This window comes from Cognatazoarcus halotolerans (assembly GCF_009800965.1).
GTDB classification, from domain to species: Bacteria; Pseudomonadota; Gammaproteobacteria; order Burkholderiales; family Rhodocyclaceae; genus Cognatazoarcus; species Cognatazoarcus halotolerans.
The window spans coordinates 1-20,050 of sequence record NZ_WUAF01000016.1 but is presented as its reverse complement, the minus strand read 5'-3'; the positions used below and the strand labels follow the sequence as shown (position 1 = coordinate 20,050).

Genomic DNA, 20,050 nt, shown 5'->3' with positions numbered 1-20,050 from the left:
GTTCGTTTCCAGTCGTTCAGGCCGAAAGGCCGATCCAGTAAGCAAGGGCGATCAGGCTGAGCACCAGTACCAGCCAACCGACGAGCATGCCGCGCCAGAACAGCCTGACCGGGCGCAGTCCCATGTAATCGAGCGCGATCAGCCGGCCCTTGACGAAGGTCAGTACCAGCATCGAGACCATCGCGGCGACGCCTGCCGCACCTGCTTCGCCGATACCCCAGGTGGCCAGGGTCGCGGTGAGCAGTACCGCAAGGGTAATGTCGAGTTTTCGGGTTGTCATGATCAGCGCATCACATAAACGAGCGGGAAGAGGACGATCCACACGAGATCCACCATGTGCCAGTAGGCTGCACCGCTTTCGAGGCCATTGGCATTGTCGGGGCCGTAGCTGCCCTTGCGGGTCTGCACCCACAATACGACAAGGATCACCATTCCGAGGATCACGTGCATGAAGTGAAAGAAGGTCAGCGACAGGTAGAACATCCAGAAGGTGTTGGTCGATAACGAGATTCCGGCGCCGAACTTTGCACTGTATTCGAACATCTTCACGACGAGGAAACCCCCGCCGCAGAAGATTGCGCCGAGCAGCCAGCGGCTGCCAAGCCGGTGTGCTCCATCTTGGGTCACTGCGGCCACGGCGCGGGCCACGCACCACGATGCGGTGATCAGAAAGACCGTGTTCAGCGCGCCGAGGTTGCGGTTGACCTGCTGTTGCATCTCGTTGAACAGCGCCACGTCCGACGCCCGCGCGAACGCATATGCGGCGAAAAACACCGCGAAGGCGAGCAACTCGGCAAGGATGAAGAACCATATTGCCAGATCGCCGGGGGGGGACTGGAACTGCTCGTCGTATTTGTCTGTCCGGGTAAGCTGTGAGGCTGTGGCGTCCATTGATCGGGGAGCACTGATGTTGGCGTGCCTCAAGAATGCAGGCCGCGGTGTCGGGATTCCTTGATTCCGGCCAAGTTCGGAAATTCATTGTGGAAGTCGCGGACATGACGATGCGGGGCCGGGCGGGTGCCGGTTTCAACAAGGGGGGCGTGTGGCGGGAGCAAGCTGGATCGGAACTGTTGCGGGGATCGTTCACCTGCTGCTGGTGATCGTGGTGGTGGTGCGCGTGGTGTCGCGGCGTCTCTATCCCGGAACCTCGCTTGCCTGGCTGTTGCTGGTGGTGACGGTGCCGTACATCGGTCTGGCCTTGTACATCCTGATCGGCGAGCGGCCGCTGGGCCGGCGCCGCGTGCGGCGGATGCATCAGATGAGCGAGCCCCTGGCGCGCTGGCTGTCCGGCGTGCCAGCTGGATGCCGCGCGGATGCGTCGGCGATGCCGCTCGCGCAGGGGCTGCTTGCCCGCCTCGCCGACGCGTCCACCGGCTTTCCGCCGCTTGGCGGCGCAGACGTGGGGCTCCTTGATGGGGCGCCTGAGATCCTTTCGGCGATTGCTCGGGACATCGACACTGCTCGCGAAAGCTGTGACATGGCTTTCTACATCTGGAGCGAGGGTGGGCAGGCGGACGACGTTGCCTTGGCGTTGGAGCGGGCCGCGCAGCGCGGCGTACGCTGCCGGGTATTGCTCGACAGCGTTGGCAGCAAGCGCTTTCTTGCGAGCCGTTGGCGCAAGCGCTTGCTTGCCGCGGGGGTGCGTCTGGTCGCGGCGCTGCCGGTCGGTCTGGTGCGTGCGGCCTTCGTGCGCATGGACCTGCGGCTGCACCGAAAGCTGGTGGTGATCGACGGGCGCATTGCCTACACCGGCAGCATGAACCTCGTCGATCCGGCCTTCTTCAAGCAGGAGGCGGGGGTCGGTAAATGGGTGGATGCGATGCTGCGTATCGAAGGCGCGCCGGTCGCCGCGATGCGGATGGTGTTCTTTGGCGATTGGCTGGCCGAAACCGGTGAGGTACCGGAGGGCCCTGCAGTCGAGCCCGTATACGGGGACGGCGGTTCAGTGGTCCAGGTGGTTCCGTCGGGGCCGGACCGTTCGGGCGACAACATCCGTCGCCTGGTGCTCACCGCGATCTACGAGGCCCGACGCGAACTCATCATCACGACACCGTATTTCGTCCCCGACGAGGCGGTGCTGGTGGCGCTTGAATCGGCGGCGATGCGGGGCGTCGAGGTGACGCTGATCGTGCCGGCGCGGGTGGATTCGCGACTGGTGCGCTACGCCAGCCGGTCATTCTTCGACAGCCTGATGAGCTCGGGCGTGAACATACGCGAGTTCAGCGGGGGACTGCTGCATACCAAGAGCATCACCGTGGATGGAGAGCTGACGCTGTTCGGTACCTCCAACCTCGACATCCGCAGCCTGCGCCTCAACTTCGAGCTGACCGTGATCGCCTACGATGCGCCGCTGAGTCAGGCGGTGCGCGCCCTGCAGAAGGAATACGAAGCGGATTCTAAGGCACTCGAACTGAGTGCCTGGCAGCAGCGCTCGTCGCTGCGACGGCTCGCCGAGAATACGGCGAGGCTGGCCAGTCCGTTGTTGTGAGCGGCCTTCATCCCGCCTTCGCGATGATGGGCCTGAGCATGTCGATCGGGCGCGGGTCAGTCTGCGCGCTACCGTCGGGATCAAAGAAAAAGGCAACCCGACAGGTTGCCTTTTTCGTCCTTGCTGCCTCGTTTTCAGCGGGGTGCGCGACGACGCGTCGATGCCAGGCCGAGAAGACCGATGCCGAGGATTGCCAGCGTGGCGGGTTCCGGCACGGTGCTGCCACCACCGCCACCGATGTCGTCGATCGGGTCGAAGGTGCTGTTGAACTGCCATGCGAGGATGTCATGGTCCGCACCGGCTGCGCCGGTGCCGGAGGTGAAGCCGACGAATGCGTTCGTCGAGCCGAGCACGCTGACCAGATCCACGGTGTAGGAAAGCTGCGCAGCGACCGGACGCACGCCGGTTGAGGAAATCCTGACTTCCAGCAGGTCGGTCGCGCCGTTGTAGTCGACCCAGGAAGTGAAGGTGGTGCCACTGTCGAGGGTGTAGCCGAGCGTGCCAAGGTCGAGGGATGCAACCGAATTGACACTGCCACCGAGATCGATGCCGACATGGTTGGCATTGATGTCGCTGCCGCTGTTGAACCAGTTGTCGAATTCGATTCCGACGCTCTTGGGAAGGCCCTGATAGCCGATGCCGCCACCGGAGCCACCCGTGGTGTTGGAAACGGTCTGAACCGTGAACACGATGCCATCGGCACCGCCGTTCTGCTGGTCAGTGAAACGGAAACGGAAGGCCGAGCTGAACGAGGCGTTGGCGTCGAGCGAGATCGCCGAAGTCGAGAAGGCACTGCCACTCTGGCTGAGATTGTTCGTCAATCTCAGAACCTTGTTGCCATCGAAATCGGTCACGGTGCTGCAGGTGGAGCCGGCGCCGGAGGCCGCGCAGCTGTGAATGCCTTGGGTTGCACCGTTGATCTGAAGCGGCGAGAGGTCTGAGAAATCGGTGAACACGATTGTGGTCGCGAACGCCTGGCCAAAGCTACCAAGGCACAGGCCGAGCATGCCGGTCTTGATGACGCTGGAAAGTTTCATTGCAAATCTCCGGAACTGGTGTGTTGTTGGCGTTCGGCCCGAAGATGTTGCAAGCCGTCACGCTTCTGGCTGGGACTTAGCAACGTCTGTGCCTAGACCGAAAACTGCCTTTTAAACAAATGGTTGGATTCTTTTCGGGCCGTCAGATCAAGTGATGTTGTAAAGATCGCCGACATGTCGGTGTTGTCCTTTTGCAACGCTTCTGGCGGCGGCGGCCGGATCGGCAAGCGGGAAACCGAGCGCGAAACGGAAACGGGGACGGTCCTCGCGGACCGCCCCCGTTCGTTGCGGAGCTCGTCGAATCAGGTGGTCTGGGCCTTGCTCTCACCCTTGACGAAGAAACTGCCGATATACACCACCAGGCCGATCAGGAAGATCACTCCGGCGCCTTCGCGCAGCCAGTAGAACAGACTGATCTGATCCTGCGCTTCCATGAACGGCATCGGTGTCTGGCTGTAACGCTGCAGCCACACCTGCAACACGCCTGCGGCGGTGAGGAAGAGCGTGATGAAGACCATCGACACGGTCATCAGCCAGAAGCTCCACATCTCCATCACCTGCGCCTTGTTGCTGTTGGCGGCGCGGCCGCGCAGCACCGGCATGGCATAGCTGATGATGCACAGCACCACCATGGCATAGGCGCCGTAGAAGGACATGTGGCCGTGGGCGGCGGTGATCTGCGTGCCGTGGGTGTAGTAGTTCACCGGGGCCAGTGTGTGCAGGAAGCCCCACACGCCTGCGCCGAGGAAGGCCATCACGCCGGTGCCCAAGGCCCACAGTGTGGCGGCGCGGTTCGGATGGTCGCGACGGCGGCGGTTCACCATGTTGAAGGCGAAGATCGTCATGGCGAAGAAGGGGATCGGCTCGAGTGCCGAGAAGATCGAACCCCACCACTGCCAGTATTCCGGCGTACCGATCCAGAAGTAGTGGTGGCCGGTACCGATGATGCCGGTGATCAGGGTCAGGGTGATGATCACGTACAGCCACTTCTCGATCACCTCGCGATCGACGCCGGTCACCTTGATCAGCACGAAGGCCAGCAGCGCACCGAGGATCAGTTCCCACACGCCTTCAACCCAGAGGTGCACCACCCACCACCAGTAGAACTTGTCGAGCACCAGGTTGTGCGGGTTGTAGAACGAGAACAGGAACATCACCGCGAGGCCCCACAGACCGAGCAGCAGCACCAGCACGATCGAGGTCTTGCGGCCCTTCAGCGTGGTCATGGTGATGTTGAACAGGAAGGCCAGCGCGACGATGACGATACCGATCTTGGTGATCAGCGGCTGCTCGAGGAACTCGCGCCCCATGGTCGCCAGCAGGTCGTTGCCGGTGAGCTCGGCGAGCTTGGCGTAGGGCAGCGAGAGATAGCCGACGATGGTCAGCGCACCGGCCACCAGAAAGATCCAAAACAGCGCCAGGGCCAGTTTGGGCGACCACAGCTCGGTTTCGGTTTCCTCGGGCACCAGGTAGTAGGCGGCGCCCATGAAGCCGAACAGCAGCCACACGATCAGCAGGTTGGTGTGCACCATCCGCGCGACGTTGAACGGAATGGCGGGGAACAGGAAGTCGCCGACCACATACTGCAGGCCCATGATCAGGCCAAACAGTATCTGCCCGACGAAGAGGCCGATTGCCGCGATGAAGTAGGGCTTCGCGACGGCCTGGGATTTGTATTGCATTTTCATCTCCTTGCGTCGATGGGTAACTGGCTATGTGCGATTGCTCGTCTGGCTGGCCCGGCGCGCTTCAGTTCTGCGGCGCGCGTGCAGACAGCCGATCACGAATCACCACATCACCCCTCGATATTGGGCGGCCATTTCGCGGAATTGATCTCTGAGCTGTACTTGAGGAAAGCCACCAGATCGTCGAGTTCCTGGGGCGTCAGGTTGAACTGGGGCATCTGGCGACGTCCCGGTGTGCCCGTGGGCTGCCCCATGATCCAGGCCTTGATGAAATCCGGGCCGCGGCGGGTGTAGACGTTGCCGAGTTCGGGCGCGAAATAGGCGCCTTCGCCGAGCAGCGTATGACAACCGATGCAGTTGCGGGTCTCCCAGATCTTCTTGCCGTTGATCACGGCCTGGGTGAGATTGGCGCGATTATCCCTTTGCGGCAGGACCTTCATGGTGTCGAAGGTCAGCGCCAGAAACAGCAGGACGAAAAACATCGACCCGCCGTAGAAGATATTGCGCGCCATGGATTTGGTGAATGTACCGCTCATGGAGCCTCCCTGATTCCTGGTTCGCTGCAATACGCAGCTTGGGGCGCATGTTGCGCCACAGCGTGTGCGCGGCTCCTTGATACCAGTCAAGGCCGCGTGTACGTGCGATCCGGGGCGGGGCCGGGGGTCGCGCTTGCTCTGAATCCCGCCTGCTGGGGGGCGATAGGCCGTGCCGAAAGGGAAAGCCTTGCGGGCTCGGCCTTGCCCTTGCCGGACGCCCGTCTTGCCTTCGTTACGGGCAGGACATCCGGGCACGATTCGTCGCCCCGGCGAAGGCCGGGGTCCAGCGACTTTGGCTCCTGCCTTCGGGGTCGTGGCTTGCCTTCGACTCGCCCCGGTCGGCCGGGGCGGGCCGCGACGGCGCTGCGGGGGCGAGGGAGCGCGAAGCCGCCCGGCTCGAAGGTGGCTCGCACACAGGGTGCCGAAGCCGGGGATTCTTCGGCCGCTTGATGCGGGTCAATCATTGGAGGCGGTCTCCCGTGCTACGAGTGGTGCCTGCGATGCAGACCTGCGGTGGCCGGCATGTGCGCCGGGCCGCATCCTGTACCTATACGATTGAGGAAACGAGATGAATGCTGCCAAACCCGCTGACTGGGACCCTCGCTCGGCAGAGGTGCTCGAAGACCAGATCGCCGCGTACGACGCCATGCGCAAGCGCTGCCCCGTCGCCCACAGTGACTACCTGTGGTGGTCGGCCTTTCGCCATGAGGATGTAAAGCGCGTGCTCGAAGACCACGAAAGCTTCAGCAACGCCGCCTCGAACCACCTCTCGATACCCAATGCGATGGATCCGCCCGAGCACACGCCTTATCGAAAAATCATCGAGGGCTACTTCACGCCTGAGCGCATGAGCGCGTTCGAGCCCGAGTGCCGCCAGATCGCCGATGCGCTGGTCGCAGAGCTGCCGCGCGGCGAAGACTTCGATCTGATGGCCGCTTTCGCGCAGCCCTTTGCGCTGCGCATCCAGTGCGCCTTCATGGGCTGGCCGGCCAGCCTGCATGAGCCGCTGCGTCAGTGGATCGGCAGGAACCACGCTGCCACGCGGGCCGGGGATCGCACCGCCATGGCGCAGATCGCGGTCGAATTCGATGGCCACATCAAGCAACAGCTCGTTGTCCGCCGCGATGCCGGCGAACAGGCCCCTGACGACGTCACCAATCGCCTGCTGCACGAGAGCATCAATGGCAGGCCGCTGAGCGACGAGGAGATCGTGAGCATCGTGCGCAACTGGACGGTGGGCGAACTGGGCACGATTGCGGCGAGTGTCGGCATTGTCGTGCAATACCTTGCCGCCCATCCGGCGTTGCAAGCCGAACTGCGCAAGCAGGCCGACGCGCTTGCCGACGCCATCGATGAAATTCTGCGCATCCATGCACCGCTGATCGCCAACCGCCGCGTCACCACCTGCCCGGTCGAGATCGGCGGGCGCAGGCTCGAGGCCGGCGAGCGGCTGACCCTGATCTGGGCCTCGGCCAACCGCGACGAAGCCGTGTTCGGCGACCCCGACGCTTTCGATCCTGTGCGCAATCGCGACAACAACCTGCTCTATGGCGCCGGCGTCCACGTATGTCCGGGCGCGCCGCTGGCAAGGCTGGAGCTGCGCCTGATCATCGCCGCGCTGCTCGCGAATACCACCGACATCTCGCTTGCCTCGAGCCGATTGCCAGCACGGGCCAGCTTCCCGGCCAGCGGCTTTTCGTCCCTGCCAGTGCGTCTGGGGTGAGGGTGCTTGCGCGTGGCGGCTGGTGCCGTCATGGCTGGCGGAATCGGGCAAGGATTGGAACGCGGGGGGAACTGCCCCGCGCCTCTTGCCACACGGCGCGCGACCTCAGGATGACTCTCGCAGCAGGGCCAGGCGGATGCGTTCTATCGCATGGGACGGGCTCAAGCCCTTGGGGCAGACCTCGGTGCAGTTCATGATGGTGCGGCAGCGATAGAGGCGATACACGTCGTCCAGATAGGCGAGCCGCTCGGCCGAAGCGGTATCGCGGCTGTCGGAGATGAAACGGTAAGCTTGCAGCAAGCCCGCCGGACCGATGAATTTATCCGGGTTCCACCAGTAGGATGGGCAAAATGCGCTGCAGCAGGCACACAGGATGCATTCGTAGAGGCCATTCAGGCGCGCACGCTGCTCGGGAGACTGCAGCCGTTCGCGCTCCGGTGGCTGTTCGTCGTTGATCAGATAGGGTCTGATTGCATGATAGTGGGCGAAGAACTGGGTCATATCCACGATCAGGTCGCGTATCACCGGAAAACCGGGTAGCGGTCGCAGCAGCACCGGCTCCTTCAGCGTGGATAGCGCGGTCAGGCAGGCCAGGCCGTTGCGGCCGTTGATGTTCATGGCGTCCGAGCCGCATACGCCCTCTCGGCAGGAGCGGCGGAACGACAGGCTGTCGTCGATGGTCTTGAGCCGCACCAGCAGATCGAGCAGCTTCTTGTCGCCGCTGTCGGGATCGACGTCGTAGTCCTGCATGTGCGGGCCGACATCGAGCTCGGGGTTGAAGCGGTAGATGCTGATGCGCATCGGATACTCTCCTTTCCGGCTAGGCTCCGGGCAAGAAGTGCGCTGCCATTGTCAGGGCCACGCGAAGCAGCACCGCGCAGAGGATTATCCCGATCAGCGCCAGCAGCGGTAGTCGCACGCCTGGAGCATGAACATAATCGAGAACGATGTCGCGAATGCCGATCCAGGCATGCAAACACAGCGCGCCGAAGAACAGCACGATCAGCACCGCGCCAAGGCTGCTGCTCGCAAACGCATGCCACTGCACATAGCTCGGCGTCGCGCCGGCCAGCAAACCTGCCGCGCCCAGCACCACGAACAGCAGGATCAGCAGGGCGGTCAGGCGTTGCAGTAGCCAGGCCCGCTGGCCCAGAAAGATTCTCATGACAACCACCTCGCCGCCGACGACAGGGCGATCAGTGCTGCCGTGACGATCGTCGCCCAGGCGCTGATGCGGGCACGGGTGAGCGTGCTGCCGATACCCAGATCCATCAGCAGGTGGCGCACGCCGGCCAGGATGTGGTGCGCAGCAGCCCACACCACGATGACCAGCAACAGGCTGCGCCATGGTCCCGCCCACTGTGCGGCGAGCGCCGCGAAGTCGGCTTCGCTGCGCAAGGATTGCTCAAGCGCAATTGCCAGAAACGGCAACCCAATGAGCAGCACGACCCCCGAAAGGCGGTGCCCGATGGAGACGAAGGCGCCAATCGGAAAGCGAATGCTGGGCAGCTTGAGAAATCTGGGGCGGCCTGGGCTTGGGGTGGGCATGAGGGTCTCCGTCAGGGGGATGGCGATGCATCGGCGCAACCGCAGTCTGCCTCGGCGGCGATTACCCGATGAAGCTGCGCAAAGCGCGCACCAACCACTTTTGCAAAGAGCGGATCGCGTCCGGGATGTGGCACCGCCTTCTCGATGGCGCGCCAGTCCGCCGTATCCAGGTAGCGTTGCGCTGCCGGGAAGAGGGCGAGCTCCTCGACCGCCATGTTGTGCCGCAAGCGCTCGGCGTAGAGCCGCAGATTGGTCTCCAGCAGCAACCAGGACATGGTCTCCTCGCGCGCCGCCGATTCCAGATCGCGCATCAGGTCGGCGCCCTGTCGCGCCAAGGTAAGGTGTTGCGCCTCGATCTCTTCGCCAAGGCCGGGCGGCAGCCTGCCATTTTTCTGCAGGCGTTCGACGATCCGGTCTTCGAGGGGATGGTGGCTTACGTCCGGGTAGCGGGTCAGGTAGTAGAGCGTATCGACGAGCACCTCCACAGGCTTGGCGCCGGTTTCGATGCTGGTGGGGTGACAGGCGTCGAGCAGCTTCACCAGGCGTTCGAGGTTGTCGTGTTCGGCGCGCAAGCGCTCGAGCGTCGCCGGCATCATTCTTCGGTACGCTCGCGTGTGGCCCGCATCGTTTCGATTGCCAGCGTCGAATGCGCATAGGCCGCGCCGGCGCGCATCTCGGCCGCTACCCAGATGGCCTCCATGATCTCCTCCTCGGTGGCGCCGCTCTTCAACGCCGAGGCGGTATGCCCACGAATGCAGTACGGACACTGGGTGACGTGGGCGACCGCTATGGCGATCAACTCCTTGGCCTTGCGCGTCAGCGCACCGTCCGCAAAAACGTTCGCCGAGAAGGCCTTGAACCCGGCCAGCGGTGCTGGCGCGAGTTGCTTGCGGATTCTTGCGGCCTCGCCGCTCCACGCGGGGTATATCGGTTCGTCCATTTGTGTTGCTCCAGGGTGCCGACCGCCTTACAAGCGCGCCACAGGTCGGGGATCTCGCTCCGCTGTCGTGACCGCGCGATTCCGGGGGGTGTGGCTGTGGTATAGGACGAGAGTTTATAAGAGTCAACAAAAATGAATCTTTTTGCAGCGGCAGGTTTCACCTGCCCGCAGCCTGCGTCAGTCGCCGCCGTCATCGCGGGCAGGGCGCCGCGATCATCCCCTGTCGTCGAAACGCAAGGGGCGCTGCAGGCCCGCGAGTGGCATGGCGATTCGCCTGCAGCGCCTGAATCGATGGTTCTGCGATCGCCAACGATACGTCGCCCCTGCGAAGGCCGGGGTCAAGGGCTTTCGATTCTTGTTGCCTTGTTTGCAGCGCGCCGCCGGCTCGCGACGGCTGCGCCGCGGTGCCACCGCGGCGCGACCACGCGTTCAGTTGATCGAGCCCACGAAGCTGGCGAGCTCTTCGGTCTGCGGATTGGCGAACAGCTCCCTGGGCGGTCCGGCCTCATGCACGCGGCCCTGATACATGAATACCAGCTTGTCGCCCACCTCGCGGGCAAAGCGCATTTCGTGGGTGACCATCACCAGGGTCATGCCCTCGGCGGCGAGCTGCTTGACCACCGACAACACCTCGTTCACCAACTCCGGATCGAGCGCCGAGGTGATCTCGTCGCACAGCAGCACGCGCGGATTCATCGCCAGCGCGCGGGCGATGGCAACGCGCTGCTGCTGACCGCCGGAGAGCTGGTCCGGATAACTGTCGAACTTCTCGGCAAGACCGACCTTGGCCATCATCTTGCGGGCGATCTCCATCGCCTCGGCGCGCGGGGTCTTCTTGACCACGGTCGGTGCCAGCATCACGTTCTCGCCCGCGGTCAGATGCGGAAAGAGGTTGAACTGCTGGAACACCATGCCCACCTTGAGGCGCAGCGGCCGAAGATCCTTGTCGCCGGCGTGCAGGGTCGCGCCGTCCACCACGATCTCGCCGTCGTCGATCGACTCCAGGCCGTTGATGGTGCGCAGCAGGGTGCTCTTGCCCGAGCCGCTGCGGCCGATGATGGCGACCACTTCGCCTTCGGCGATCTCGAGGTCGATGCCCTTTAGGACATGGTTGCTGCCGAAGTGCTTGTGCAGTCCGGCGATCTTAACGAGCGACATGGAATTTCCTTTCGAGATGCTTCGCATACAGCGACAGCGGATAGCAGAGGAAGAAGTAGCCGAGCGCCACGAAGCCGAACACCATGAAGGGCTGGAAGGTGGCATTGGCGAGCATCGAGCCGGTCTTGGTGAGTTCGGCAAAGCCGATGATCGAGGCCACTGCGGTGCCCTTGACCACCTGCACCGAGAAACCCACCGTGGGCGGAATCGCGATGCGCAGCGCCTGTGGCAGGATCACGTAGCGCATCTGCTCGGTGTAGCGCATGGCGAGACTGGCCGAGGCCTCCCACTGGCCTTTCGAAACCGACTCCACGCAGCCGCGCCAGATCTCGGCCAGATAGGCGCTGGTGAACAGCGTGAGGCCGATCGCTGCGGCCACCCAGGGTGAAACGTCCACACCGGCCAGCGACAGCCCGAAGAACACGATGAACAGTTGCATCAGCAGCGGCGTGCCCTGGAAGACCTCGATGTAGGCTTTTGAAGCAGTCTGCAGCAGGCGGCTCCCGGCGATGCGGGCAAACAGCACCAGCAGGCCGGCGATGCCACCCAGTACGAAAGCGATGAGAGTCAGCGCCAGCGTCCATTTGCCGCCTTCGAGCAGGTTGCGGACGATGTCCCAGGTGGAAAACTGGGTAAACATCAGGCGGGCCTCCCGATCACGAAGCGTCGGCCAAGCGCCATCAACACCTGGCGCAGCAGCACTGCCAGCGCGAAGTAGATGGCGGTGGTGACGAAGTAGGTTTCGAAGGCGCGGAAGCTGCGCGACTGGATGAAGTTGGCCGCGAAGGTGAGCTCTTCGGTGGCGATCTGCGAGCACACCGCCGAGCCGAGCATGACGATGATCACCTGGCTGGTGAGTGCCGGCCAGACCTTCTGCAGGGCAGGGCGCAGCACCACGTGGCGAAAGGTCTCGGCACGGCTCATCGCCAGGCTGGCCGCCGCTTCGAGCTGTCCGCGCGGGGTGGCGATGATGCCGGCGCGGATGATCTCGGTGGAATAGGCGCCGAGGTTGATCACCATCGCCAGCACCGCGGCCTCCCATTCGCCCATTTTCACGCCGAGCGAAGGCAGACCGAAAAAGATGAAGAACAGCTGCACCAGGAAGGGCGTGTTGCGGATCACCTCCACATAGGCGCCAAACAGCCAGTTGAAGGGTTTGAGTTGCCAGGCGCGACAGATCGCGCCGACGATGCCGAGGCCGATGCCCAGTACTGCGCCGGTCACCGTCAGCGCCAGCGTGAAGCCGGCGCCCTTGAGCAACAGGTCGGCATGCTCGAAGACCGGAGTAAATTCGAATTGATAGGCCATGGATCGTTCTCTATCTTGGATTCACGCGGCCGGCGCACAGCCGGCCGCCAATTGACGGTGGCTTCAGAGATCCTTCGGCAGCGGCTGCTGCAGCCACTTCTGCGAGATCGCCTCGAGACGGCCGTCGCTCTTCGCCTTGGCGATGATCGCGTTCACCTTCGCCATCAGCGCGCCTTCGCCCTTGGCCACACCCACATAGCAGGGCGAGTTCTTGATCAGGAACTTGGCGTCGAGCCGGCGCAGCTTGGTCATGTCGTTCACCGCAGCGGCCACGACGTTACCGGTCGCCACCAGCTGCACCTGACCGGTGAGGTAGGCCGAGATGGTGGCGTTGTTGTCTTCGAAGCGTTTGATGGTGAGATCGGCCGGGGCGATCTTGGTGAGTTCCAGATCCTCGACCGAACCGCGTGTCACGCCGAGCACCTTGCCGGCAAGGTCGGCCGGCTTGGCGACCTTCGTATCCGCCGGTCCGAACACGCCGTTGAAGAAGGGCGCATAGGCATCGGAGAAATCGATCACCTTGGCGCGGTCCGGATTCTTGCCGAGGCTGGAGATCACCAGGTTCGCCTTGCCCGTGGTGAGGTAGGGGATGCGGTTGGTACTGGTCACCGGGATCAGTTCCACCTTCACACCCAGGTCGCCGGCGATCAGGTTCGCCATGTCGATGTCGTAGCCGCGCGGCTTGAGATCGGTGCCGACCGTGCCAAAGGGCGGAAAGTCCTGCGGCACGGCAACCTTCAGCACACCGGCCTTCTGCACATCGGCGAGCACGTCCGCGCTGGCGGTGGTGGAGGCAAGCATGCCGAAAGAGGCCGCGGTGATCGCGATCAACTGAATGAAGGAACGACGTTGCATCTGAATCTCCTGTCTAGGGTGAGGGAGTGGGTGAGAAGATCATTGGCCGTCCATGCGCAGGCCCGCGCGGTCGGCCGAGTGGTGCAGGTGGGCGAGCATCGCGGCACGCGCCGCCTCGGGGTTGCCGCTGGTGATCGCCAGGGTGATGCGCTGGTGCTCGGCGGCGGTCTCGCCAATGCGGGTATGGTCGGCAAAGGGCAGGCGCAGGCTGTACGCAAGGTGAGGGCGGAACTGCAGCGCCGCCTGCTGCATTGGCTGATTGCCCGACATCTCCGATACCAGCAGGTGAAAGGCCAGGTCAGCCTCCGAGGCGCCCACCAGGTCGCCATGAGCGATCGCCTGCTCGAGTTCAGCATGCAGACTCCACAGGCGCGACGCATCGCGCGGTGCCATCCGCCGCGCCGCCATCGCCGCCGCTGCCGGCTCGATCACCTCGCGAAACTCGAACACTTCGGCGGCAGGCACCGAAGCCGGCCCCGCCGGCAGCTCCGATTCCGGCCGCGCCTTGCCGCTGGTAACGATCACCCCCTTGCCCGGCTGGGAACGCACCATCCCCAGCGCCTCGAGCATCGAGATCGCCTCGCGCAGCGAAGCCCGGCTGATACCCATCGATGCCGCCAGTGCACGCTGCCCCGGCAGCATCGAACCGCTACCCAGCCGCCCATCGATAATCTGTTGCTGCAGCATCTGTGCCGCGTTGTTTGAAAGCGTCGTCATCGCCCAAGTCCGTAAGATCTGACCGGTCAGACCAGTTGCGAGGCATTAAGCGATTTGTGTGCCAGGGCGACGGGGCGAGGCTCAAATAGCCGTTTCTCTATTCACATCAATGTCTTGTGGATTCTTTGCGGCGTGAGTGCGCGGACAGGGCGAGGTGAGTTCAGGGGATGCCGTGCCCAGTGATGGGGCGCTGGGCTTCGTGGTGGTGCCTTCTCAACGGCCGAGGGGGCAATTCGGAGGGAGCGAATTGCCTGGGGTTCAAGGGGCTGAACGGTCGTTCCTGGGAACTGAAAGTGATCGAATGGTAGAACGTCGGCCGAAGCTGCTATATGGACAGCACGCCCACTTTGACGGTGGTAATGTCGTTAGCCGGCGTTCGGCTCTGATTTGTCGACAATGCCTCGGCCTTGGTACGACATCAAGATATAAGGCTTTGCAATTTCGAGATCGGCCTGACTGGCAACGGACAACTCTAAGTCGCCGGTTCCCCAATGGCCTTGCTCACTGACGTCGCGACCGGTGGGTGGGGATGGCTTCAGCGTGCTGGGTGTGAGGTGCAGATAGAGAACTAAGCGGTTCTTTTGCGCCACGATCGTTGCGAAATTCTTAAGTCGCTTGAACGCAACGTACAGCCGTAGTTCTTTGCGTTGCACGTCGTCGCCCAAGGACATCACGTAGTCCTCCAGTGAGGACAGCAATTCGGTCAGATGCGCTGGTAGTAGGGGCAGCCACTCCGCAAATGAGCGATCACGCTGAGCTGGTTTGGTTTGAATCGAATCGGCCGGTGACAGCCGGGCCGGTTTGGTGGCGGGAGTTTTGCCGTTGGCGCTGCTGGTCGCGTTGGCGAGCTCTAGGAGCAGCAGCTCTTCGCCAAAACGCCTGTAGCGGATCAGCTCGATATTGCGGTTGATCTGCTGCACAGCATGCCCATCGTACTTGGTGAAGTCCGCTGCAATACACACCAAACGGGGTGCGCTCCAGTCGATGGCATCCGCCGCCGACTTCCCTAACGCGTCCATCACCAGCAGCTTGAACTCGGCCTGGTGGTCCATCAACCAATCCAGATAGAACAGGCCCTGGTTGATGACGTTTTCACCCACCGAGCGCTTGTATTCCAAGATCACTGGGCAGTTGTTTTCGTCCAGCCCAAGCGAGTCGATGCGACCGCCGTGCGTCTTACCCGTTGAGTATTCTGTAGCCAGAAAACGAATGCCGAGCAAGGGCACCAGATTAGTCTCGATCAACGTCTGCAGCGGCTTCTCCAGGTCGGAAGCATCACCCTGTAGTTCAACGGCCTTGCCTGATTGCAGGCGAAAGAGCTTTATGTCGCTCATACGGCTACCTCTGCCAGTTCGGTGCGAAGGCACAGGTCCTCGTACCCCATCAGTTTCAGCTGGGCTCTCGCTGCTGACGCGAACGGTTGGTTTGGCGTCGTCAGCCGTTGAAGCATATCCAGTTGGTTGTCCGCGCGCAGATGGTTGGATACAAAAGCAGAGGCTGCTGCGCTCAGTTCGGCGGCGCTCTTATTCTGCTCAACCAACTCTACGATTTCTTGAACCAAGCGCATTGCGCGTTGCCGTGCCGACACCAGCCCAGGCAGGTCCAGCCCTAGCATTTTCACGGTCTCACTGACTCGGGTTCTCTCGCACTGGCCCAAGCAGTACTTAGTTGGCCCCATCTTTCCCGTTGCTGTGACTTCGATTAGTCTGACGTCCGCGACCCTGGCCGGATCCAACAGCACCGGACGCTCATCGGCGACGCAGCGATCGTCCCAGGTTGCCCGCTTGCTACCCTGCATCAGCGGGAACCACGCGCCCTTACCGACCGATTCATTGGTGTTCTCATCACGGTTGACCTGATTAGATCGTTGCGCGGCAAGTCGGAAATTTTCCCAAGAGAACGCGAGCCAGGGGTAGCCATCATCGGCTTCTGTTTCGCTGCGCTTAGCCTGCTTCTTGGGGCGGTAGTGATCCACGTCCTTAAAAGACTGGACGCACCCGCTCTCCGAATACCAGCACTTTTCGTGCGACATCTTGGCTAGATAGCGGGCGAAGCCGCGCCACACATGTGACTTCTTCTCGATGAATGCTGAACGTTCAGCGGGCGGCAAAGCCTCGAGTTGAGCCTGAGCACGCTCAGCAACCTTGAGCACTCTTTCTGGAATCAATGTTGGATCACGAGGGACGTAGATCACTGCTTGCCCTCCGAAGTAGTCAGTTGCTGGATCAACGCCTTCATCGCGTTTCGTCGAGCTTCCAAATCGGTGGGAGTCAGGGGTGGTCTGTCGGCATAGCGTACGTCGTGCCAGGCGCGTAGGAAATCCTGGTACAGCGGCTCCCGGTCTTCATTGAGAAAGCCACGTCGGGCGAGCTGATCATTTAGCGCGATGAGCGTGCGCTGCTGTGCCTCGGTCCGGTCAGTAAGCTGCAGTAGCTCGTTCCGTTCATCTACAAGGCGCTGCGTCTCTATATCCAAGCTCGTCGACAGACCGAAGATCTCGGTTAGCGTGGCTGTGAAACCCATGCCCCGCGGATCCGTGTAGGGCGCGGTTGCAGTTACGCGGTCATCCTCGGTCTGGGCAAGAACGCGAACCTCGTCGCGCGACAGCGCAGAAATCGTCAGCGGGTTGTGGGACGTCAGCACAATGTGGCAATGCTCCTTCTCGGCTGCGATTCCGGTCCAGTCTTCGATCAGCTTTAAATAGCTATGCTGCCAATGCGGGTTGAGGTGCGTGTCGGGTTCGTCCAGCAGGAATAGCGCTCGTTTGCCCCGCGAGACGCGGATCAAGCCCAGCACCATCAGCAATTGCCGCTCGCCGTCCGAGAGGTCAGCGAAGCCAACGTCGCCGCTAGCATCGTTGCTGCGCGTCACCCAGACCTGGATTTCGCGTACCAGGTCGGAAATGTCCATGGCCTCCAGTGCGTAGAACATTTCCCGCTCATTTTTAAACTGAGAGGCTAACTCTTGGAGCCGTTCAAGCGACGGCAAGAATGCTGCGAATTGTGGTTCCGATTGCTTCTTGTCGCGATAGTCGTCGACCGCATTACCTTCCAGTGCAAACGGGTGAAATGCGAGTTCCTTGAAGCGGCGTGCAGCGCGGCCTGCCGGGCCGGCGGCCCCCCACAGGGTTTCCGCATAGACTCTCTTGCCCTTGGCAAACCAAGGCTCTCGGAAGAGCGCCAGCAAGGAGTGAAATCCCGTGATGCCCAAGCGGCCAGCCAGCTCGTCGGTGACCTTGGGATCGGGAAAGGCAAACAGCGCCATCAGTGCCAGCACGCCATGAATGGGCCTGCAGTAAAAAAGGCGTCGGGCTTCCTGCGCCTTGGCAACCTTCTCACCATCGTCTTCGCGCTTGATATCGTCGTAATAGCGCCGCTGATGGCTGTCGAAGAGCGCTTCCAACCGGCGGCTGCCGCCTGAGTAGTATCCAAAAACAAGGTCTGGAAACCACTCGGTTTTGCGCCGCTCGAACTCGGTGCGCTTGACCGCTTGGCCATTGACTCGAATGGCTGGTTCGTCAGGGAAGTTGCTCAGACAAATGCTCGGCGGGTTTGGCACCGCTGAGCCCTGAGGTTGGATGCGATAGGTGACCCGGTAGCGAAAGCGCGGCTCGTTGCGCCTTAGGTCCACCCAGCGAAAGACCTGGGTAATGGCCTCGATGAGGTTGGATTTACCGGCGCCATTCTGGCCGATCAGCACCGTGGTGAGCTGGCGCTCATCGAAGTCTAGCTCCAGCCCGCGAAGGTTCTTGAAGCCGTCGATGCTGACCTTATCAAGCCGCATGCCCGGGCTCCAGCGTGGTCTGGTTGTCCTGCACGTGGCCTTGCGCGACCTCCCAGGACAGTTGTTTGTAAAAGTCAGCAACGGGCAACTCCGCTACTTTAAACAGGGTCTCGGCGCTGGCGGGCGTACCCATGCGGCGCAGGTGCTCGGCCAAGTACGGCTGGCCCATCACGTCGTCGTCCTGGCGGCTTTTGGTCATGCTGGCAGTTTCCTTCGGTGCGCGGGGTAGGCGGCCGACGCGGGGTGATCGGGGCCGGCGGCTAGGTGTTGGGGTGGGGCGTTCGACGGCGATGCGCTCTAGCAGCGCGCTAGCCGGCTCATCTTCGGGGTCTTGCGGGACGAGTTCGCCGCGGAAGGCTTTGGCCAACAGCGCTGGTGTCAGGCGTAGAGCGGCGTTGCGTGCGAATTGCAGGCGGGCTTCGACGCGGTCGGCAAAGTCGAAGAGGGCTTCGACGCGGCGGACGATTTCGGCTTGTTCCAATCGTGGCGGAAGCGGGATTGGAAAGGTCTTGAACATCGATAAGTCGATTCGCAGCCGCGTAACGCCAAAGCAAAGAGCTTCAACTATCTTCTTCGAGTTCGGGGAGTTGAAGAAGTACATCAGATAGCGCGACTCCGCAGCTTGCGAGTTCACGCTCATCTTCATCACATCGGGCGTGACCATGGCCGTTCCAATGCCCGTTGGATAGATGCAGGCGGTACCAGGTGGGTCTCCTAGCTTCGCAACCAGAAGCTCACCACCGAAGACAGAGTACGACTGGTGGAGTTCTCGCCACACCTGCGCGTCCATGAACCCGGGCTTGTGCGTTAGGTAGTTTCCATCCCCAATGTGCCTCAAGAAGATGATGGGAACACCCTCGTCGCGAAAGTCCTTGGCCTTGAATATCGTGCCAAATGGGCCTGCACAGATTGCGTTCGAGTCATCCACTGCCAATTGATGATTGAGTACCCAAGCCCAGGATTCGGGCACTTCGTAAAGCAGTTCTGGCGTAACACGAGCCGCTTCACCACGAATCCGCAAATGGCCAGATTGATCGCGAAGGATTGCTTCAAGCTCATGACTCGCGCCTGGAATAGAAGAGCATTGGGCTTCTCTCCAATCGTCCGTCAACTGTCCCGAAGTTGCCGCAGAGAGAACCGCCTGACGAAACCGCTTGAGTAACGCCGGAATGGCCTCCAGGCGATCCTGGCAGGCTTGGATGCGCGCCAGCAGGGTGTCGAGTTGGTCGGCGATGCGGAGCTGTTCTGCAGCCGGTGCAACGGGCACCTCCAATCCTCGGATATCCTCAAGTCGTATTCCCTTCACGGTCGTGCCAGTGCCCATCGCCTGTATGCGGATTGCGTTTGCCCGCCATACATACTCTATGTACGTCTTGCTCACACCATCACGAAGAAAAAGGGCTTTTAGATCTTGATTGATTGCGACTGCCTGTGTCGGGCGCACGATCTTTCCAAGCGACATTCGACTAGCAACCACCAGCGTATCTGCTGGCACAACACGACTGGCACTTGATACCAAGGCTTCTTGCGAAATGTGGTCTTTGGTGTCGTCTATGAAGCGCGAATGCATGTCTTTCACGGTCATGAAGGGAATATCGCCGCGAAAGTTCTCGGCTTTGGACTTGTCCGGTGTGCCTCCACCCAGGATTTCTTCGAGCAAGTCGCCCAACGGGGCAATCGCCCAACTCGATGGAAGTTGGCTCACTCGGGTACCTCTGACGGGCGGGCTACATCAATTCCGATGTCCTCAAGTGACTGGTCGGGGTCCTCGCCAAGCTCTTCAAGCAACGCTCGAAGTTCAAGCACCGCGGCATTCAGTTCGCTTAGTACCAGGTGTGCCACCGTGGCCGGCTCGTCACATGTTTTCTCCGAGGTTTCACCGCTTTCGTCCTTCAGCCAAGCGATGTCCAAGTTGTCGCCTCGTTGCGCGATCTGATCGCGCGTGAAGCGGCGCCAGCGCCCCGCCTCGCCAGTGTCCTCTCGCGCCGACAGCGCGGCCGGGCCGCCGCGCGGATCGCTGCCGAAAACGTCTTCGAACTTGTCGCGCGGCTGGCCGGCCGCAGCGTTGGGCGGCGTGCGGAAGTAGTCACGGGTGAAGGGCGTGCGCTTTCCGAAAACAGGCATGTTGGCGCGCATGTCATACACCTGTCAGTAGGAACCCAATAATCCCCAGTTGTGGGAACTGAAAATTCCCCACCCATTTTTGACAAGGAGTTCAAAGATGGAAGGGAAGAATGAAGTGGCCGATGCTCTCGGCCCGCGGGCCGAGAGC

The 20,050-nt window shown here is 62.0% G+C and carries 22 protein-coding genes; 2 read left to right on the top strand and 20 right to left on the bottom strand.

The features are described 5' to 3' along the window. Positions 1–16: 16 nt before the first annotated feature. Together GQB03_RS17640 and GQB03_RS17635 are read right to left on the bottom strand one after the other, a co-directional pair. Complete coding sequence (locus tag GQB03_RS17640; protein WP_159692198.1) at positions 17–280, bottom strand: cytochrome C oxidase subunit IV family protein; 264 nt, start codon at positions 278–280, stop codon at positions 17–19. Between the two features lie 2 nt (positions 281–282). Next, positions 283–891 carry a cytochrome c oxidase subunit 3 family protein gene (locus GQB03_RS17635; protein WP_159692196.1) on the bottom strand — a complete coding sequence of 203 codons (609 nt, stop codon included), beginning with the start codon at positions 889–891 and terminating at the stop codon, positions 283–285. A 151-nt stretch (positions 892–1,042) separates the two neighbouring features. Here GQB03_RS17635 and cls point away from each other — a divergent pair, with 151 nt between their 5' ends. Then, positions 1,043–2,488, top strand: a complete 1,446-nt coding sequence (gene cls / locus GQB03_RS17630; RefSeq protein WP_159692194.1) for a cardiolipin synthase — start codon at positions 1,043–1,045, stop codon at positions 2,486–2,488. Positions 2,489–2,622: 134 nt separating this feature from the next. On the opposite strand, the gene GQB03_RS17625 is transcribed toward cls, so the two are convergent. The 3 genes from GQB03_RS17625 to GQB03_RS17615 form a co-directional block, all read right to left on the bottom strand. Continuing rightward, positions 2,623–3,525 carry a lectin-like domain-containing protein gene (locus GQB03_RS17625; protein ID WP_159692192.1) on the bottom strand — a complete coding sequence of 301 codons (903 nt, stop codon included), beginning with the start codon at positions 3,523–3,525 and terminating at the stop codon, positions 2,623–2,625. A 302-nt stretch (positions 3,526–3,827) separates the two neighbouring features. Beyond that, a complete protein-coding gene (locus GQB03_RS17620) occupies positions 3,828–5,207 on the bottom strand; it encodes a cbb3-type cytochrome c oxidase subunit I (RefSeq protein WP_159692190.1) in 1,380 nt (459 codons plus the stop codon). Between the two features lie 113 nt (positions 5,208–5,320). After that, positions 5,321–5,746: a c-type cytochrome gene (locus tag GQB03_RS17615; RefSeq protein ID WP_159692188.1), complete on the bottom strand. Its 426-nt coding sequence runs from the start codon at positions 5,744–5,746 to the stop codon at positions 5,321–5,323. A 568-nt stretch (positions 5,747–6,314) separates the two neighbouring features. On the opposite strand from GQB03_RS17615, the gene GQB03_RS17610 reads away from it, so the two are divergent. Then, positions 6,315–7,469, top strand: coding sequence for a cytochrome P450 (locus GQB03_RS17610; RefSeq protein ID WP_159692186.1), 1,155 nt, complete (start codon positions 6,315–6,317; stop codon positions 7,467–7,469). A gap of 105 nt (positions 7,470–7,574) precedes the next feature. Here GQB03_RS17610 and GQB03_RS17605 read toward each other — a convergent pair whose 3' ends face one another. From GQB03_RS17605 to GQB03_RS17535, 15 genes are all read right to left on the bottom strand, one after another. Then, positions 7,575–8,270, bottom strand: a complete 696-nt coding sequence (locus tag GQB03_RS17605) for a succinate dehydrogenase iron-sulfur subunit (RefSeq protein WP_159692184.1) — start codon at positions 8,268–8,270, stop codon at positions 7,575–7,577. 19 nt (positions 8,271–8,289) lie between these two features. Further along, positions 8,290–8,634, bottom strand: a complete 345-nt coding sequence (sdhD, locus tag GQB03_RS17600; protein ID WP_159692182.1) for a succinate dehydrogenase, hydrophobic membrane anchor protein — start codon at positions 8,632–8,634, stop codon at positions 8,290–8,292. Beyond that, positions 8,631–9,017, bottom strand: coding sequence for a succinate dehydrogenase, cytochrome b556 subunit (gene sdhC, locus GQB03_RS17595; RefSeq protein ID WP_159692180.1), 387 nt, complete (start codon positions 9,015–9,017; stop codon positions 8,631–8,633). Before sdhC ends, sdhD begins: the two co-directional genes overlap by 4 nt. An 11-nt stretch (positions 9,018–9,028) precedes the next feature. Next, positions 9,029–9,610 carry a hemerythrin domain-containing protein gene (locus tag GQB03_RS17590; RefSeq protein ID WP_159692178.1) on the bottom strand — a complete coding sequence of 194 codons (582 nt, stop codon included), beginning with the start codon at positions 9,608–9,610 and terminating at the stop codon, positions 9,029–9,031. Continuing rightward, entirely contained in the window at positions 9,610–9,957 is a 348-nt protein-coding gene (locus tag GQB03_RS17585) for a carboxymuconolactone decarboxylase family protein (RefSeq protein WP_159692176.1), read from the bottom strand. Before GQB03_RS17585 ends, GQB03_RS17590 begins: the two co-directional genes overlap by 1 nt. Positions 9,958–10,386: 429 nt before the next feature. Beyond that, positions 10,387–11,115 (bottom strand): amino acid ABC transporter ATP-binding protein, encoded by a 729-nt coding sequence (locus GQB03_RS17580; protein WP_159692174.1) that lies wholly within the window; start codon positions 11,113–11,115, stop codon positions 10,387–10,389. Further along, positions 11,102–11,755, bottom strand: a complete 654-nt coding sequence (locus GQB03_RS17575; protein WP_159692172.1) for an amino acid ABC transporter permease — start codon at positions 11,753–11,755, stop codon at positions 11,102–11,104. Before GQB03_RS17575 ends, GQB03_RS17580 begins: the two co-directional genes overlap by 14 nt. Continuing rightward, positions 11,755–12,423: an amino acid ABC transporter permease gene (locus tag GQB03_RS17570; RefSeq protein ID WP_159692170.1), complete on the bottom strand. Its 669-nt coding sequence runs from the start codon at positions 12,421–12,423 to the stop codon at positions 11,755–11,757. The genes GQB03_RS17575 and GQB03_RS17570 overlap by 1 nt, the downstream gene beginning before the upstream one ends. Positions 12,424–12,486: 63 nt before the next feature. Next, positions 12,487–13,278: a transporter substrate-binding domain-containing protein gene (locus GQB03_RS17565; RefSeq protein ID WP_159692168.1), complete on the bottom strand. Its 792-nt coding sequence runs from the start codon at positions 13,276–13,278 to the stop codon at positions 12,487–12,489. Between the two features lie 39 nt (positions 13,279–13,317). Further along, the gene (locus tag GQB03_RS17560) at positions 13,318–13,995 is read right to left on the bottom strand and encodes a FadR/GntR family transcriptional regulator (RefSeq protein WP_159692166.1); all 678 of its coding nucleotides are present in this window, start codon (positions 13,993–13,995) and stop codon (positions 13,318–13,320) included. Positions 13,996–14,360: 365 nt separating this feature from the next. Next, positions 14,361–15,329, bottom strand: coding sequence for a DUF5655 domain-containing protein (locus tag GQB03_RS17555; protein ID WP_159692164.1), 969 nt, complete (start codon positions 15,327–15,329; stop codon positions 14,361–14,363). Beyond that, a complete protein-coding gene (locus GQB03_RS17550) occupies positions 15,326–16,189 on the bottom strand; it encodes an HNH endonuclease family protein (protein ID WP_159692162.1) in 864 nt (287 codons plus the stop codon). Before GQB03_RS17550 ends, GQB03_RS17555 begins: the two co-directional genes overlap by 4 nt. After that, on the bottom strand, positions 16,186–17,778 hold the full coding sequence (locus tag GQB03_RS17545) for an AAA family ATPase (RefSeq protein WP_159692160.1): 1,593 nt from the start codon (positions 17,776–17,778) through the stop codon (positions 16,186–16,188). Before GQB03_RS17545 ends, GQB03_RS17550 begins: the two co-directional genes overlap by 4 nt. Continuing rightward, entirely contained in the window at positions 17,768–19,483 is a 1,716-nt protein-coding gene (locus GQB03_RS17540) for a restriction endonuclease subunit S (RefSeq protein ID WP_159692158.1), read from the bottom strand. Before GQB03_RS17540 ends, GQB03_RS17545 begins: the two co-directional genes overlap by 11 nt. Next, on the bottom strand, positions 19,480–19,914 hold the full coding sequence (locus GQB03_RS17535; RefSeq protein ID WP_235027119.1) for a hypothetical protein: 435 nt from the start codon (positions 19,912–19,914) through the stop codon (positions 19,480–19,482). The genes GQB03_RS17540 and GQB03_RS17535 overlap by 4 nt, the downstream gene beginning before the upstream one ends. Positions 19,915–20,050: the final 136 nt, after the last annotated feature.

Coding starts and splice junctions, on each gene's coding strand:
- GQB03_RS17615 (WP_159692188.1), bottom strand. CDS start 5,746: ATGAGCGGTACATTCACCAAATCCATGGCGCGCAATATCTTCTACGGC.
- GQB03_RS17545 (WP_159692160.1), bottom strand. CDS start 17,778: ATGCGGCTTGATAAGGTCAGCATCGACGGCTTCAAGAACCTTCGCGGG.
- GQB03_RS17610 (WP_159692186.1), top strand. CDS start 6,315: ATGAATGCTGCCAAACCCGCTGACTGGGACCCTCGCTCGGCAGAGGTG.
- GQB03_RS17535 (WP_235027119.1), bottom strand. CDS start 19,914: ATGCGCGCCAACATGCCTGTTTTCGGAAAGCGCACGCCCTTCACCCGT.
- sdhC (WP_159692180.1), bottom strand. CDS start 9,017: ATGCCCACCCCAAGCCCAGGCCGCCCCAGATTTCTCAAGCTGCCCAGC.
- GQB03_RS17620 (WP_159692190.1), bottom strand. CDS start 5,207: ATGCAATACAAATCCCAGGCCGTCGCGAAGCCCTACTTCATCGCGGCA.
- GQB03_RS17605 (WP_159692184.1), bottom strand. CDS start 8,270: ATGCGCATCAGCATCTACCGCTTCAACCCCGAGCTCGATGTCGGCCCG.
- GQB03_RS17625 (WP_159692192.1), bottom strand. CDS start 3,525: ATGAAACTTTCCAGCGTCATCAAGACCGGCATGCTCGGCCTGTGCCTT.
- GQB03_RS17575 (WP_159692172.1), bottom strand. CDS start 11,755: ATGTTTACCCAGTTTTCCACCTGGGACATCGTCCGCAACCTGCTCGAA.
- GQB03_RS17555 (WP_159692164.1), bottom strand. CDS start 15,329: ATGAGCGACATAAAGCTCTTTCGCCTGCAATCAGGCAAGGCCGTTGAA.
- GQB03_RS17560 (WP_159692166.1), bottom strand. CDS start 13,995: ATGACGACGCTTTCAAACAACGCGGCACAGATGCTGCAGCAACAGATT.
- GQB03_RS17580 (WP_159692174.1), bottom strand. CDS start 11,115: ATGTCGCTCGTTAAGATCGCCGGACTGCACAAGCACTTCGGCAGCAAC.
- GQB03_RS17585 (WP_159692176.1), bottom strand. CDS start 9,957: ATGGACGAACCGATATACCCCGCGTGGAGCGGCGAGGCCGCAAGAATC.
- GQB03_RS17640 (WP_159692198.1), bottom strand. CDS start 280: ATGACAACCCGAAAACTCGACATTACCCTTGCGGTACTGCTCACCGCG.
- GQB03_RS17590 (WP_159692178.1), bottom strand. CDS start 9,610: ATGCCGGCGACGCTCGAGCGCTTGCGCGCCGAACACGACAACCTCGAA.
- GQB03_RS17635 (WP_159692196.1), bottom strand. CDS start 891: ATGGACGCCACAGCCTCACAGCTTACCCGGACAGACAAATACGACGAG.
- GQB03_RS17565 (WP_159692168.1), bottom strand. CDS start 13,278: ATGCAACGTCGTTCCTTCATTCAGTTGATCGCGATCACCGCGGCCTCT.
- GQB03_RS17570 (WP_159692170.1), bottom strand. CDS start 12,423: ATGGCCTATCAATTCGAATTTACTCCGGTCTTCGAGCATGCCGACCTG.
- sdhD (WP_159692182.1), bottom strand. CDS start 8,634: ATGAGAATCTTTCTGGGCCAGCGGGCCTGGCTACTGCAACGCCTGACC.